A 15,257-nucleotide genomic window follows, 5' to 3' on the forward strand; every position below is an offset into this window, starting at 1 on the left:
GGAAATTTATGCAAAAGCTATTTTTGACATTTTTTGGATTTGGACTTTTACCAAAGGCACCTGGCACTTGGGGCTCGGTGGCTGGGGCTGTGGTGGCTTATTTTGTGTTATATTTTTTCTCATCTACCACGCTTTTGCTAGCTAGCATTTTGTTATTTTTGGTGAGCATCAGCGTCATTGATGATTTTGAAAAAAAGGTAAATTCACACGACGAAAGCTTTATCGTGATCGACGAGGTTGCTGGTGTTTGGCTTGCTATCGCCATTAGCGGAGCGACGATCTCACAGCTAGTTCTCTCGCTCGTGCTTTTTAGAGTACTTGATATCAAAAAACCATCGATCATTGGCAGGATCGACCGCAACGTAAAGGGCGGACTTGGCGTTATGGGCGATGATATGGTCGCTGGATTTTTCGCTGGCATTATTAGCGCGATGATATATGGCATAGCTATGAAATTTGGCGTAGTTTTGCCGTAAGCTGAGCTAGTGATCTTGCTGGCTCTTTTTAAATTTAACTCTCCCTGTTTTTTATTTTAGACCTCTTTTTAGATGAGAGCTTTATCGTTAGAATTTATCTCATCCCTGCCTGCAAATTTCTCTTTGTCATATTTTTTTCTAAAGACGATCATATTATAAAGTGAAAATCTAAGCTCTTCAAAAAGGCTTAAATTTTTGACATTTTCAGGGGTTATCTCATGGCCATTTTTGTCACATCCTTTGCCGCCTAAAAATAGCAGATAAATAAGCAAGGTCATGAAGTTAAATCTTAAAAGTAACGCCAAGAAGCAGTTTATAAAGCCGTGATTGTATTTAATGCAAACATAAAAGCCAAAAACAGCGTAAATAGCTATTATAAAAAGCATGGCATAAAATATGTAAGATAGCCCAGTATTGTTTGAAATGCCAAAATACTCGGCCGCTTCACTAAAAATAGCTACAGATATAGGAAATATCACGAGCGGAACGATCAGATGTAGGCCGATCAAGTCAAATTTACTCAGATAGACTTTTATATTTCGCCTGCCAGCAAAGATCATCAACAAAATAGCTAGCACTATCGGCAAAAAGACTAAACTAGCATAGAAATCATTGATGTCCAAATTGCACTCCTATTTTTGCTTTGTAAATTTGAGTTTTGCTAACGACATTTTGCGTTCTTAAATTTAAAAAAGCTAAATTTACCTGCGATTTTTGCGGTTTTCTATGCCTATCCTCTCACTGTCTTCGATCTCTGCAACATAGCTTGGATTTTTCTTTTTAGCCTCTTTATCTAAAAAGCTAATAAGCTTTGCATCGGCATTTTGATGAGAGCAGATGAGGATTATAAAATTTATGTAGTTGCTAGCTTCTTTTGGAGCGACCTGATTTTTTTTCGCTGGTATTATAAATTTCTCTCCGAAAATTTGTATAAGCTCGAAAAGCTCGTTTTTGCTTAGAGTTTTATCGCTAGCAAGTTCTTCAAGCTTTTCGATCGTGATCTCTTCTTCGCTCTCAGGCTCTAGCCCTCTTGCCAAGACTTGATGATCTTTGTTTTTTAGCAAAAGATAGATTAGAGCACAAATAGCCACTATAAGCAAAAAAACAAAAAAGACTATCAAGCCTTTAAGAAGCATCTATAGCCTTGTGCAAAGAGAGCGTTTCGTAAATGCGACAACGCTCATAAGCACCATTACAGCAATAACCACCCGGATAAAGTAAGGCACCGGAAGCGGATCTCCAGCTGCATATGAGTGCATGCCAGCTAGATAGAAATTTACCCCAAAATAGGTCATTATGATCGACCAATAGGCAAAAAATGATGCAACAGCAAATGCGTATTGATTATTAAGCTTTGGTATAAATCTCATGTGAAGCACCGCCGCATAGACAAGGATCGAAACTAGCGCCCAAGTCTCCTTGCTGTCCCAACCCCAGTATCTACCCCAGCTCTCATTTGCCCAGACGCCACCCAAAAAATTTCCAAGCGTGAGTAAGCTAAGACCTAGTATCATCGCCATCTCATTTATACGCGTTGCTTCAGTGATATTACGCGTGATCTCTGCATTTGGCTTTTTCTTGTTTTGCAAGATGATAAGCAGCAAAGTAAAGCCGCCAAGCAGTGAGCAAAGACCCAAAAATCCATAACTTGCAGTAATGATAGAGACGTGGATAGTTAGCCAGTAGCTCTGAAGTACAGGCACAAGTGTCGTGATCTGCGGATCCATCCAGCTAAGGTGTGCGACAAATAGCGTAACGCCAGCTAATATAGATGTAAGCGCAAGTGCGATCGGACTACGTTTTGCAAAGATGATGCCAGATAGACCAAGCGCCCAAGCGATATATACCATCGACTCGTAGGCGTTACTCCAAGGGGCGTGCTCAGCGATGTACCAGCGAAGACCAAGTCCAGCTGTGTGCGCAAGAAAAGCTAGTAAATTTATAATATATACAGCTTTAACTATGCCATTTATCTGCACTTTTGGCGCTAACATCTTGACAAAAACAAATAGCAAAAGAGCAAGTCCAGCCAAAAGATATATCGGTGTCAAGCGGTCAAATACTTGAAATTTATTAAACAAAATTTCTATATCTATCTTTTTCTCACTTGGCATGACAGCAGCGCCGTATTTGTGCTGATAGGCTGAAATTTTCTCAAGCGCCGCATCCGCCTTACTCCAGTCATTATCCTTTGAGGCTGCATCAACAGCTGAGAAATACTCTCTCATCATGCCAACGACTAGCTCAGCCTCTTTTGGCGAGAAGTACATCATCGCGCTAGCTGGCGAATACCAAGAATTTGACGGATCGTCTTGTTTAGGGAAAATTTTGAAAATTTCACCGATAAATATCATATAAAATACATTTAGTCTCTCGTCAATCTTTATCACATCTTTGTCAAATGTATTGCGTGAGCCTGGGTGTTTGCGGTTTGCTATCTCGGCAAATTTTGTTAGTTTATACTCGCTTCCACCATCTTTTGTCGCTTTAAAAAATTCATCAAAGCTTGCGTATCTTGCATTCTCATCAACGCCTAGCTCTTTTTTTAGCTCCTTGCTCTGACCAAGCGCGATGATCTTCTCATTTCGCCAAAAATCAGGCGTTACCATTATAGAAAGCATAGCTTGGTTTGAATTTAGACTACCTATGCTCTCGCCTCTGTGAATTTTGTTTAAAACCTCTTTGCTAAGCGTATCAAATGGCTTCATCCTGCCATCTGGACTTTGCACGATGAGTCTAGCAAGCTTGTCAGCATGCTCTTTGCTGATATGTGGCAAGAAGTCCTCAGCCTTTAGCGAGCTAAAATTTAAGCCCAAAAGTAAGACTGCTATGAGCGCAGCTACTTTTTTGCCGCCTTTTGTTGATTCATTATCTATTAGTTTTGCGAGCTTTCTAAAGCGGCTGTTAGGGTTTATGACATTTAGCAAGAAGCCAAGTCCTAGCAAAAAGTAGCCGATATATGTCGGGATTTTACCTGGGTCTTTATTGACAGAGAGGATCGTGCCTTTCTCGTCAGTGTCGTATGAGCTTTGAAAAAATCTATATCCATCATAATCAAGCACGTGGTTCATATAAATTCTATAGTCAAACCCAGGATCATTCGTGCCGTCTTTTACCACAACCTCACTTGAGTAGCTCATAGGAGAATTTGAGCCAGGATATCTTTTTAGCTCAAAGTCTTTTAAGTAGAGGCTAAATGGGAGTTTTATCTGCTGAGCTCCCCACGAGGCGTTAAATTTCTGTCCAGCCACGGCGATACGTGAAGGCTCCATTAGGTTGTAAAATACATGCATCTCTTTACTCTCGCCTTTGTAGTTTAGCTCAGCTATCAACGCATTAAACTCGCTATCCTTTGAGCTGACTAGCTTTCTTGAAGCGTGCGCTGAGACTAGTCTTGGGGCAAAATTTATATTTGAGATAGTATATAAGCTACCTGTGCCAAATTCATTCACGCTACCAGCTTTTAGCTCAGTTTTTGAGCTGTCCGCCATAGTAAATTTTGAAAGATCGGCATTTGAAGTAACTGTGAAATTTCCATCATTTAGTCTAAAAAGAACGTATTTTTTATTTTCAGCTGGTTTAGCATTAAAGATAAAGCTAATATCTCCAACTCTCGCCTCTTCTTCTTCAAGCAAAAATATCTCTTCGCTTTCGCTCTCGTTTGATACTACAAATTCAACGACAGGCTTCCCGCTATCATCATTTACAAATTTATAGCTTGCATTTGGCACAAATTCTTTAAATTTTAAACTAGCCTCACCGTCTGCTGTTTTTAGCTTTAGATCAAAGCCTTTCTTCACATCAGCAAGTCCCAAAGGCATAGCCGAGCTGATCTCTTCGCCTTTGTCGTTAAGCGCAGTTAAATTTATATACGAAACCTTTGTACTAACGACGTTTGAAGCAGTGTTTTCACGTATATGCATATCAGCTTCAAAGCCAAGGTATCTTGTGATGCCAGCACCGATTAAGATGACGATAAAACCTAAGTGAAAGATGAGTGATGGGAGTTTTTTAGGATCGATTAGATTGTATCTAAAGATGTTGAAGGCTAAATTTATACCAAGCAGTAGTTGGATGAGCGCAAACCAGCCAGCGCCATAAACATAGTACCAAGCTGCTTCAGTGCTGGTTTTGCTCTCTATTATTGTGGCGGCTCCACTAGCTATGGCAAAGATTATCATCAAAACGATAGCTGAGCCCATACTTAAAAATAATGTTTTTGGATTTAACATCTGCTTCCTTTTATTTATATTGTGGCAAAGCTACCGAGGTGAAATTTATCTTAAATAACTGCCTTGCTTTGTTTCGGTTGAAACTGGTTTATTTTCGTTTGTATCTTGATCTGCAAGTGCGTCTTTACCTTTTAGATAAGCAAGTATTGCACCTAGGTCATTGTTTGAGACGATCTTAGCTTGGTTTTGCATAACGTTTTTACCACTACCACCAAAGCTTGAGTCGCTTCTATAAGAGATGATGCTATCTTCTATATCTTTAGCATCCATGTTTTTAAGTGGTGTTGAGCCAAATGGTCTTTTGTCTGCGCTTTCGCCATGGCAGCTAGCGCATTGTTTCTCATAAAGCTCTTTTCCTAAAGAGACGCTATATCTACCTTTTCTATCAACGCCAAATTTTAAAATTCTATTGTCTTTATAACGTCTTGGATCTTCATCAACATAGACATTTACTTTTTCGTTTCTATCATTAGCCTGCTTTTTTGCCATCTCGGCAAGCTCTTTACCAAACTCACCACGAGCTTCTATATAATAAACCTGAGAAGCTGCAAAGGCATTTGCCACCAAAAAACACGCCAAAAAAGAAATTTTGATATTTTTCATAAGTTTCCTTGAAATTTTGCTCTAAATTTAAAAATCCCGGATCAGATTACTCCGACCCGGGATTATATCATAAGTTGATTAACGAGCTATGAATTAGAATGAGTATTTAGCTTCAAATCTAAATTTGTTAGTTCTCTCTTTATCTCCGTTATACTCTTTTTCTGTTTTAAAGGCATAAAATGAGCTAAACTCTAGCTTTTTGCTGTATTGATAAGCAAATCTTGGAACAAATTGTTGAACTTTAGTCTTCTCGTTTGTTTTATAGCTACCTTTGATATAGTCTAGACCAACTTTGAATTTATCGAAATTATATGCACTTTTTGCATAGAAGAAGCTGCCTTTGCCTGTAGCACGTGTCCAATCAAATACGCTTTCGCCAGCGTCGATTAAGCCACCTTGATCTTCAAATGTAAATATTGAATACTTACCATCTTGATAATTTTGAGTTTTATAGCCGATATAACCAGCAGCTAGATCAAAACCATATAATGAAGTTGAGAGCTCGCCAGCATAGAAATTGCCATCTTCATAATTAAGAGTATTTTTTGCACTTGTATCAACTTGGCTATGTGCATAGTTAATTCTTGCACCTAAAGATATATCGTTAGTTATAGCAAAATTTCCTGAAACATCAGCTGCAAGAACATCAGCTAAATTTGTCAAACTACCATACCATAGTTGAAAATCGATTGGGCTATATGATCCCATAATAGCTGCAGCATATAGATTACCAGCATCATAAACATCAAGAGAATTTTTACCTCTAACAATTGAATACAAATCTCCATCACTCTCATCATTACCTTCAAGTGCATCAAAAGCTGCTGCTGCTAAAGTGAGACCTTCAATATCTTGATTTACTATTTTAATACCTGTAGCAACGGCATCATTAGTAAAGTATGAACCGATCTCTTGCTTACCAGCTGTTATAGTAGTGTTACCAGCTTTATATCCAAGATAGAATTGGTGAACACCGAATCCTGTAGTTGTATCTGTTTTATCTGTGCCATTAGTTTTTGAATTATCGCCTGAGCCATCAAGAGAACTATATCTCAAACCAATAACACCAAAGAAGTTATCATCTATAGCAGCTTTAAAATTCGTGATCATTCTAAAGCCATGGCCATCACCATCAGCACTTCCATTTTCTTTTACTACAACTTTACTTTTATCTTTCTTTACATGAGTATTTGTATATCTATATCTTGCAAATCCTGAAAGATCAACATTTTTTATAGCTTCTTCAAGTGGAGTAGCACTTGCTACGCTTGAGAATGCGCCTAAAGCAACCAAAGCGGCTAAACTAATTTTTGTTAGTTTCATTTTTTCTCCTTTTAAGGTTTTTGTGTCGACGATTATAATCAATAAATTTTAAGATGAAGCTTAAAAAATCATAAAATTTTGCATTTTTGTTACCGATCGTTTACCGATTTTGACCAAAAAGAGATACATTTTGATAATTTAATCTTTAAAAATGAAACTTTTAAAAAGGGGATAAAAAGAAAAAGGGGCCGTTGCTTTGCCCCTTAAAAGGAGTTCTAGTTTTGATTGCTGATGAAATTATATACGCTAGCAGTAAATCAACGGTAATCTAAAAAGAAATTTTCTCCTCTTTTGGCACATCGATATTTGTTTTTATATTTTTTCTTTTAACGACTACTTCATTTTGCGGTTTTCTTATGCCATTAAATGCACCTCTGGAGCCACCCTCTTTTATAAGAAGCATGTCTATGAGCTTATCTGCGTAAAATGTCGCATAGACAAGATCACCCTTATCGTAATAATATCTGTTTGCACAAAAATTTGCTTTGTTTAGTTTGTGATTTTTCACATCGCTAGCTACTATCTCGTAGCAGTATTTCGAATCTTTATAGCTAACATCTTTTATGAAGCCTTTAATGGAGCTTTTTGCAGGCATAGTTTTAGTAGCTTGCCTTGGTTGCTTGCGAACTGGCGGGTTATCATCAAAAAATGAACATCCCAAAAACATAGTGGCTACTGCTAGAGGAAGTAAAATTTTAGCTTTCATCTTTTCTCCTTAATATAAAGAGAAAAGTATAGCTTTTAAGATTAAATAAAATTTGCGAGTTTTAAAATTTGAGTTTTGTACTTACATTAATATATAAATTTCTTGGGAGAGACCCCAAGAAAATTAGGCTGATACATTTAAAACATTACCGCCAAGCTCAGCGATCTTTTTATCAAGCGTCTCAAGGGTCTTTTCGATAGTCTTTTGTGAAATTTCAGGAAGCTCTCCGCCCCAAATTTTCTTTGCGTCCTCAAAACCCTTTGCCACGCCATCTCTACCAGCTTTTAGCTTCTCTACATCATCACCTGCGCCATTTAGCACAAAACCGGCTATCCTATCAGCTGTATTTGCGATGCCAAAAAAGCCATTTTCACTAACTAGCTCGCTCGCCTCATCACTACTTAGCTCTCCTAGAGCTTTGCCGTTGTAGCCGATACCTGCTAGATCAAGTCCAGATAAAATGTCTGATAAATTTTCAGGCACGTTAAAGCTTAGACCACCTTGAACTAGTAAATTTGAACTAGCATTTTGAGTAATATCTTTTTGATACTGCAAAAAGTAGCTATTTGATATCTCTTTTGCACTTAAATTTGAAATCTCAGGCTGCTTTTTAGAAATCTCTTTTTCATCTTTATGAAGCGAAATTTCTGATTTTACATTTTCTTTTATGCTTGAAGTGTTGTATGAGCTTACGATTTGACTGATTTGCATATTTGGCTCCTATAAGTTTATAAAAACTATATCGCCAAAAGGTGAAATTTATTTAGAGTAAAGCGGGAGAGCTCCCGCTATGATTATTTACCAAGTGTTGCGTTTAGCATCCAGATTGCTTTTTCAAATTTAGCTATTTGATCTTGTGCGTACATCTGAGTTGTTGTGTCACCCTCTGCAAGCTCATCAAGCTTTTTAAACTCACCCAAAAGGTGCTTGTAATCAGCCAAAACAATATCCAAAACTTCAGTAGGAGTATAACTCTCTTTTGGCTCGTGTTTGATGTGAGCGACTTTTGCTAGCTCTTCGGCCTTAACAATAGGTCTGCCACCAAGCATAAGAGCTCTCTCAGCTGCGTCATCAAAAATCTCACTCATATCCTCATAAGCTTTTTCAGTATACTCGTGGACGCTGAAAAATTGAATACCTTTTACATTCCAGTGAAGATCGTGAAATTTGATATAAAGTGCATTTGCATCAGCCTGAATTGTGTTTAACTGTAAAATAACTTTTGACATTTTGTCTCCTTCTTTATTGTTTAAATGTGATGAAATTATATTGACTTAGAGTTAATCACTGGTTAATCAAATAATAAAATTTATTATTTAGGATAAATTTTGGCTACAAAATAAATTTATCTTGTAGCCAAATGTAGAATTTAGAAATTTGTCTATTTTTTATAAGGTGTAGTTTTGTAGCCTTGCTCGATCAAACTACTCATGCCACCATCTAAATTTATAATCTTAAGATCTGTGCTATCTATCGCTGCAGCTGCTGCTGTGCTTCTTCTGCCACTTCTGCAAACAAGAGCGATAGGCTTTTTGATATCAACCGCTTTTGAAAGCTCATCTAAAAATGCACTCTTATTACTTGAATCAAAAGTGATGGTCTTAGCACCAGCTATGATGCCAGTCTCTTGCCATTCAGATGGGGTTCTAATATCAACGATCTGATCATACTTTTTGATCTCATCTGGACTTATATTAACAGTTTTAACATCAGCTGACAACATGCAACAAACGGCTCCTAAAAGTAAAATTTTTTTCATCTACTCTCCTTAAATAAATTTTTGAAATGTTAGCATGGATTATTAAATATATAAAATTTTTGTTGATAAATTTTATTAATAATAAAGTCATACAAATAATGCGGTTAAGAAGAAAAATAAAAATTTATTTACATACCAAACATAACTACTTATAAAAATAAGAATTCTAAATATAAGTGGTTAAAAGAACTCTATAAAAGATTGTTATTGCATGGTATTAAAAGCAAGAGTGGTGTCCCCAGCGAGGTTCGAACTCACGACCTCAGAATTAGGAATTCTGCGCTCTATCCAGCTGAGCTATGAGGACAAATTTGCAAGATAGTTTAAATTTTTATCCAAGTAATTAAATTTTAAAGGGCAGATCGCTCTGCCCTATTTTTGGCTAATTAGCCATTTCTCTTTTTAATAATCTCTTCACTTACGTTTTTAGGAACTTCTTCGTAGTGATCAAATTCCATAGAGTAAGTCGCACGACCTTGAGTCATTGAGCGAAGATCTGTTGAGTAGCCAAACATTTGAGCAAGCGGACAATAAGCAGCAATGATTTTTACACCATTTCTATCATCCATTGAATTTACTTGGCCACGGCGCTTATTAAGGTCACCGATAACATCACCCATATACTCTTCTGGAGTCTCAACTTCAACTTTCATCATAGGTTCAAGGATAACCGCACCTGCTTTTCTAGCGCCCTCTTTAAAGCCCATAGAAGCAGCAAGTTTAAACGCCATTTCAGATGAGTCAACTTCGTGGTAACTACCATCAAAAAGTGTAACTTTAACATCTTCAACTGGATATCCAGCAAGAACACCGCTTTGAAGTGCCTCTTTACAACCTTTTTCAACAGCTGGGATATACTCTTTTGGAACAACACCACCTTTGATGTCGTTAACAAATTCAAATCCGCTAGCAGCTGGAAGTGGCTCGATACGTAAGAATACGTGACCATATTGACCACGACCACCTGATTGTTTAGCATATTTATACTCTTGTTCAACTGCCTTACGGATAGTTTCGCGGTAAGCAACTTGTGGCTGACCAACTTCAGCATCAACTTTAAATTCACGAAGCATACGATCAACAATAATCTCTAGGTGAAGCTCACCCATACCGCTAATAATAGTTTGTCCGCTCTCTTCATCAGTGCTAACTCTAAAGCTTGGATCTTCTTGAGCTAGTTTTTGAAGAGCGATCGCCATTTTTTCTTGATCTGCTTTTGTTTTTGGCTCAACCGCAACACTGATAACTGGCTCTGGGAAGTCCATTCTCTCAAGGATAACTTTATCTTTTTCACTTGCAAGAGTATCGCCAGTTAGGGTATTTTTTAGACCAACAACGGCGCCGATTTCACCAGCGAAAAGTTCAGTAATCTCTTCACGTTTATTTGAGTGCATTTTTAGCAAACGGCCAATTCTCTCTTTGCAGTCTTGAACTGTGTTGTAAGCGTAGCTACCGCTTTCAAGGCTTCCTCTATAAACACGAATAAATGTTAGCTGTCCAACAAATGGGTCAGTCATGATCTTAAACGCAAGAGCGGCAAATTCGCCATCATCTGTACTTTCAACAGTCACCTCAGTGCCATCTTCGTAAACACCATTTATCGCTGCGATCTCATCTGGAGCTGGTAAATAATCAACAACAGCATCAAGTAGAGGTTGAATACCTTTGTTCTTAAACGCAGTTCCGCAAAGCATAGGCGTAATAGTCATTCTTAAGCAGCCTGCTTTTATACCTTTTTTAATCTCTTCTTCAGTTAGTTCTTCGCCTGCAAAGAATTTCTCCATCAAACTATCATCTGTTTCAGAAACAGCTTCGATTAGTTTGGCGCGGTATTCTTCAGCTTTATCTTTAACTTCAGCTGGAATTTCTTCTTCTACATAGTCAGTTGGCTTTTTCTCGTCATTCCAAACGTATGCTTTCATTCTTACAAGATCAACCACACCTTTAAAGTTATCCTCTGCACCGATAGGAATTTGAATAGGCACTGGATTTGCTTTTAGCCTTTCTCTGATCTGCTCTTCAACTCTAAAGAAATTTGCACCAATTCTATCCATTTTATTAACAAAAACAATTCTTGGTACGTGATATTTATTTGCTTGTCTCCAAACAGTTTCAGACTGTGGCTGAACACCACCAACAGAACAAAATACCGCAACAGCACCGTCAAGAACACGCATAGAACGCTCAACTTCAATAGTAAAGTCAACGTGTCCCGGAGTGTCGATTAGGTTTACTTGGTAGCCCTTCCAAAACGCTGTAGTTGCAGCTGATGTAATAGTAATACCACGCTCTTTTTCTTGCTCCATCCAGTCCATAGTAGCAGCGCCATCATGAACCTCACCTATCTTATGGCTCATACCAGTGAAGAACAAAATTCTCTCACTAGTAGTTGTCTTTCCAGCATCAATGTGAGCCGCAATACCGATATTTCTTACCTTATGTAAAGGCGTTTTTCTCTCTGCCATACTAATTCTTTCTTACCAGCGGTAGTGAGCAAATGCTTTATTAGCCTCTGCCATCTTGTAAGTATCTTCCTTCTTCTTGAAAGATGCACCTTTTGAATTTGCCGCATCTAAAAGCTCATTTGCTAGTTTATCAACCATTGTTCTTTCGCTTCTTTTTCTAGCAAAAGTTATAAGCCAGCGGATAGCAAGAGCTTGTTGGCGAGCTGGGCGAACCTCAACTGGCACTTGATAAGTAGCACCACCAACACGGCGTGATTTAACTTCTAAAATAGGTTTTACATTTTCGATAGCGTCGTTAAAAACGTCGATGCCTTTAACCTCAGCATTTTTCTTTTCGATAGCTTTGATAGCACCATACATTATCTCTGTAGCGACGCTTTTTTTGCCATCATACATAAGAGAATTAATAAATTTAGTGATTATTTTATTTCCGTAAATCGGATCAGGTAAAACTTCCCTTACAGGAGCTTTTCTTCTTCTCATTTTGATCTTTCCTTCAAATTTTTATGAAATTTTACTCAAACGTTTGCAAATTTAAGCAACGTCTGCGAACCTAATTTTTTACTTTTTTGGAGCTGCAGCGCCAGCTTTAGGGCGTTTTGCACCATATTTAGAACGAGAAACTGTTCTTTTTGCAACACCAGCAGTATCAAGTGCACCACGAACGATGTGATATTTAACACCTGGTAAGTCTTTAACCCTACCGCCGCGAACTAAAACGATACTGTGTTCTTGTAGGTTGTGACCTTCACCGCCGATATAGCTGATGACTTCAAAACCGCTTGTAAGCCTAACTTTGGCAACTTTCCTCAAAGCTGAGTTTGGTTTTTTAGGAGTTGTAGTATAAACCCTAGTGCAAACTCCTCTTCTTTGAGGGCACTCTTTTAACGCTGGAGATTTTGACTTAACAGTCACTTTCTTGCGTTCATTTCTGACCAATTGATTTATGGTTGGCACAATAATTCCTTTCAACTAAATTTATTAAAAAGACCTAATTTTATTTAAAAAAAGCTTAAATAACGGTTAATAAGTTAGACTTATTCATATGTTCCTTTTTTTATAAAACCGCTGTCATCTTTTAAAATTTCGCCCTTTGCAACGACAAATTTAATCTCAAATTTCTCATCTATTAGCAAAATATCTGCATCGTAATTTTCTTTTATCTCGCCTTTTTTATTTTGCAAGGCCACACTTCTTGCCACATTTGTCGTAAAATATGGCAACGCCTCCTCGATACTAAAACCATCTTTTACAAAATTTATAAACTCTTCATACAGGCTCTTAACGCTAGCGATGCCAATTTTTAGTAAATTTCCGTCGCTATCATAGCTAGAGTAGCTACCAAAGCCGTCCGAGCTTATCGTGAGCTTGTTTGTTGGTAAATTTTCTTTTTTGACGCACTTTACAGCTTCAAGTGGCGTAAGTCCTGGCATGCAGGTAAAGTCGATATAGCCGCCGTCTTTTATAAATTTAAAGCTTTGTTTAAAAAGCTCCTCATTTCTATTTACATGCGTTGGCTGAAATAGCGTGATCGGCATGTCATACTCATTTAGCACTTCATAGATCAAATTTAAGCCCTTTTTGCCATCGCCCATGTGAAGCGTGGTGTGGCCTGACTTCGAGCTGATCATGCCAGCCACCCTGCCAGCCGAAACTATGTGAGCTAGCTCATCTTTGCTTACACTTGATGAGCGGTGGTCGCTTATGGCTAGCTTGGTGCCAATTATCGGATCAACAAAGACAATATCTTTTTCGATCTCGCCAGTTATGGTTGGCGTTTTAGAGCTGTATGCGCCAGTGTGAGCGTAGCATGTGATACCCTCGTCGTTTAATGTGTGTGCTTTTGCGACTAAATTTTCAACGCTTCTTGTCGTGCTGTCAGTTCCAAGTAGGCCAACAGCCGTCGTTATGCCAGCCTCTATTAAATTTGATAGCATGATCTCTGGCACCCTAGTCTTAAAGCCGCCCTCGCCGCCGCCGCCTGTTATATGCACGTGTTTATCGATAAGACCTGGTATGGCTACTAAATTTGAAGCGTCGATCACCTTTACATTTGGTAAATTTGGCTCTATATTTTCAGCTATGCAGACGATCTTGCCATTACATATAAATATATCTTTTTTGCCAAGAAATTTTGGCGAGTAAATTTTGACGTTTTTTATAAGTATCATTTGGCGTCCTTATTTATCTTAGCTATGCCAATACCGGTGAGTGCTAAAATAATAGCAAAGACAACGCCCATGTAGTTTAGTATCGCCCATGGCAAATACTCTACCGTTGGCACTCCAAGTGTGGCTGTCATATATGCGCCTGCTGCTGACCAAGGGATGAGCGGGACGATCACGGTGCCAGAGTCTTCAAGCGTTCTTGAGAGGTTTTTGGCTGCTAAATTTTTCTCTTTATAAAAGTCTTTAAACATCTCGCCAGGGATGAGGATAGAAAGATATGAGCTACCTGTGACAAATGCGACGGTTAGGCATGAGCCGATAGTCGAGATGATGACGCCTGCTGTTGATTTAACCCTTGCCATAATGGTGTGAAGTACCTTTGTAAGCATGCCAGTTTTTGAGATGATGCCAGCAAAGCCCATAGCGCAGATGACTAAGATAGTGGTTGAATTTACCGAGCTCACGCCGCCTCTATTTAGAAGCTTAGTGATATCTTTTGAAAACTCTATATTAATGCCGCTCATCGTGACGTTAAAGCCAGTCATCACTGAGATAAAGCCATTTTTAAAGCTAAAATCTTGAACGATAACGCCAAGAAGCACTGAAAATAGCGAAGCTATGATCATGACAGGTATCGTTGGCCACTTTAGCACTGAGCCAGCCAAGACAAAAAGCACAGGCAAAAGTAAGATGATGTTCCAGTGAAAAATTTTATCAAGCTGACCTTGAAGCGCCAAAACCGACTCTGAAACATTTGCACCACTACTTGCCGCCTCGCTACCAAAGAATAGATAAGCTGCTATCGCAACGATAGTTGCTGGGATAGTCGTATAAAACATATGTCTGATGTGCTCATAAAGCTCTGAGCCAGCAGCTATCGGAGCTAGGTTTGTCGTGTCTGAGAGTGGGGAGAGCTTATCACCAAAGTATGCTCCTGCGACTACCGCACCAGCAGTTGCTGCTAAATTTACATCAAGACCTTGAGCTATGCCCATGATGGCAACACCGACTGTGCCAGCAGAACCCCAAGATGTGCCAGTTACGGTTGAGATGATAGCTGCGATGACAAAAGCAGTTAGGACTAGATACTGCGGACTTATAAGATCTACGCCGTAGTAGATGATCATAGGGATGGTGCCTGAAAATACCCACGAGCCAATAAGCAGACCGACTACCCAAAGTATCATAAGTGCTGGCAATGAGCTTGAAATTTTCTCTATTACCCCTTCTTGAAGCTCGCTCCAACTATATCCTAGTCTCCAAGCGATGCCACCAGCCACGAGGGCTGCTATCAAAATGATCGGCTCAACCTTTAGTTTCATGTAACCAACGCCAAGCGCAAGGCCTACGATCATAACCAAGATAGGCGTAAGGGCTAGCAGAAACGAAGGCTCTTTTTTATAGAGTTCATCATGTGTCCTTTAAATTAGAGATATTTTTCAAATTTAAAAGCAATAAACTTAAAGTGTTATAAAAAAATAAACTAAATTTAAATTTTAAATAACATGTGTGAAAATTTAGCACA

15 protein-coding genes and 1 tRNA gene are annotated in these 15,257 nt (G+C 38.5%); 1 reads left to right on the forward strand and 15 read right to left on the reverse strand.

What is annotated here, in order from left to right:
* Window positions 1-8 precede the first annotated feature (8 nt).
* Entirely contained in the window at window positions 9-476 is a 468-nt protein-coding gene (locus CVS91_RS02840) for a phosphatidylglycerophosphatase A (protein ID WP_021084234.1), read from the forward strand.
* A 68-nt stretch (window positions 477-544) separates the two neighbouring features.
* On the opposite strand, the gene CVS91_RS02845 is transcribed toward CVS91_RS02840, so the two are convergent.
* The 15 genes from CVS91_RS02845 to nhaC form a co-directional block, all read right to left on the reverse strand.
* Window positions 545-1,099: a hypothetical protein gene (locus tag CVS91_RS02845; RefSeq protein WP_107830204.1), complete on the reverse strand. Its 555-nt coding sequence runs from the start codon at window positions 1,097-1,099 to the stop codon at window positions 545-547.
* A gap of 78 nt (window positions 1,100-1,177) precedes the next feature.
* Complete coding sequence (locus CVS91_RS02850) at window positions 1,178-1,612, reverse strand: fatty-acid--CoA ligase (protein ID WP_107830206.1); 435 nt, start codon at window positions 1,610-1,612, stop codon at window positions 1,178-1,180.
* Complete coding sequence (gene ccsA, locus CVS91_RS02855; RefSeq protein WP_107830208.1) at window positions 1,613-4,708, reverse strand: cytochrome c biogenesis protein CcsA; 3,096 nt, start codon at window positions 4,706-4,708, stop codon at window positions 1,613-1,615.
* Window positions 4,709-4,753: 45 nt separating this feature from the next.
* Entirely contained in the window at window positions 4,754-5,311 is a 558-nt protein-coding gene (locus CVS91_RS02860) for a c-type cytochrome (RefSeq protein ID WP_002941036.1), read from the reverse strand.
* Window positions 5,312-5,404: 93 nt separating this feature from the next.
* Entirely contained in the window at window positions 5,405-6,634 is a 1,230-nt protein-coding gene (locus tag CVS91_RS02865; protein WP_107830210.1) for a major outer membrane protein, read from the reverse strand.
* 268 nt (window positions 6,635-6,902) lie between these two features.
* On the reverse strand, window positions 6,903-7,340 hold the full coding sequence (locus CVS91_RS02870) for a hypothetical protein (protein ID WP_107830212.1): 438 nt from the start codon (window positions 7,338-7,340) through the stop codon (window positions 6,903-6,905).
* A gap of 123 nt (window positions 7,341-7,463) precedes the next feature.
* A complete protein-coding gene (locus CVS91_RS02875; RefSeq protein ID WP_107830214.1) occupies window positions 7,464-8,051 on the reverse strand; it encodes a hydrogenase-4 component G in 588 nt (195 codons plus the stop codon).
* 83 nt (window positions 8,052-8,134) lie between these two features.
* Window positions 8,135-8,569, reverse strand: a complete 435-nt coding sequence (locus CVS91_RS02880) for a Dps family protein (protein ID WP_002941158.1) — start codon at window positions 8,567-8,569, stop codon at window positions 8,135-8,137.
* Between the two features lie 152 nt (window positions 8,570-8,721).
* Complete coding sequence (locus tag CVS91_RS02885) at window positions 8,722-9,099, reverse strand: rhodanese-like domain-containing protein (RefSeq protein ID WP_107830215.1); 378 nt, start codon at window positions 9,097-9,099, stop codon at window positions 8,722-8,724.
* 230 nt (window positions 9,100-9,329) lie between these two features.
* Window positions 9,330-9,406, reverse strand: a tRNA-Arg gene (locus CVS91_RS02890).
* Between the two features lie 79 nt (window positions 9,407-9,485).
* Window positions 9,486-11,564, reverse strand: coding sequence for an elongation factor G (gene fusA / locus CVS91_RS02895; RefSeq protein WP_021090006.1), 2,079 nt, complete (start codon window positions 11,562-11,564; stop codon window positions 9,486-9,488).
* Between the two features lie 12 nt (window positions 11,565-11,576).
* Complete coding sequence (gene rpsG, locus CVS91_RS02900; RefSeq protein ID WP_002941142.1) at window positions 11,577-12,047, reverse strand: 30S ribosomal protein S7; 471 nt, start codon at window positions 12,045-12,047, stop codon at window positions 11,577-11,579.
* A 78-nt stretch (window positions 12,048-12,125) separates the two neighbouring features.
* Complete coding sequence (gene rpsL / locus CVS91_RS02905; RefSeq protein WP_002941121.1) at window positions 12,126-12,521, reverse strand: 30S ribosomal protein S12; 396 nt, start codon at window positions 12,519-12,521, stop codon at window positions 12,126-12,128.
* An 80-nt stretch (window positions 12,522-12,601) separates the two neighbouring features.
* The gene (gene iadA, locus CVS91_RS02910; RefSeq protein ID WP_107830217.1) at window positions 12,602-13,735 is read right to left on the reverse strand and encodes a beta-aspartyl-peptidase; all 1,134 of its coding nucleotides are present in this window, start codon (window positions 13,733-13,735) and stop codon (window positions 12,602-12,604) included.
* On the reverse strand, window positions 13,732-15,087 hold the full coding sequence (nhaC, locus tag CVS91_RS02915) for a Na+/H+ antiporter NhaC (protein ID WP_199906221.1): 1,356 nt from the start codon (window positions 15,085-15,087) through the stop codon (window positions 13,732-13,734). Before nhaC ends, iadA begins: the two co-directional genes overlap by 4 nt.
* Window positions 15,088-15,257: the final 170 nt, after the last annotated feature.

The sequence above is a fragment of the Campylobacter concisus genome (genome assembly GCF_003048985.1).
Taxonomy (GTDB): Bacteria; Campylobacterota; Campylobacteria; order Campylobacterales; family Campylobacteraceae; genus Campylobacter_A; species Campylobacter_A concisus_AY.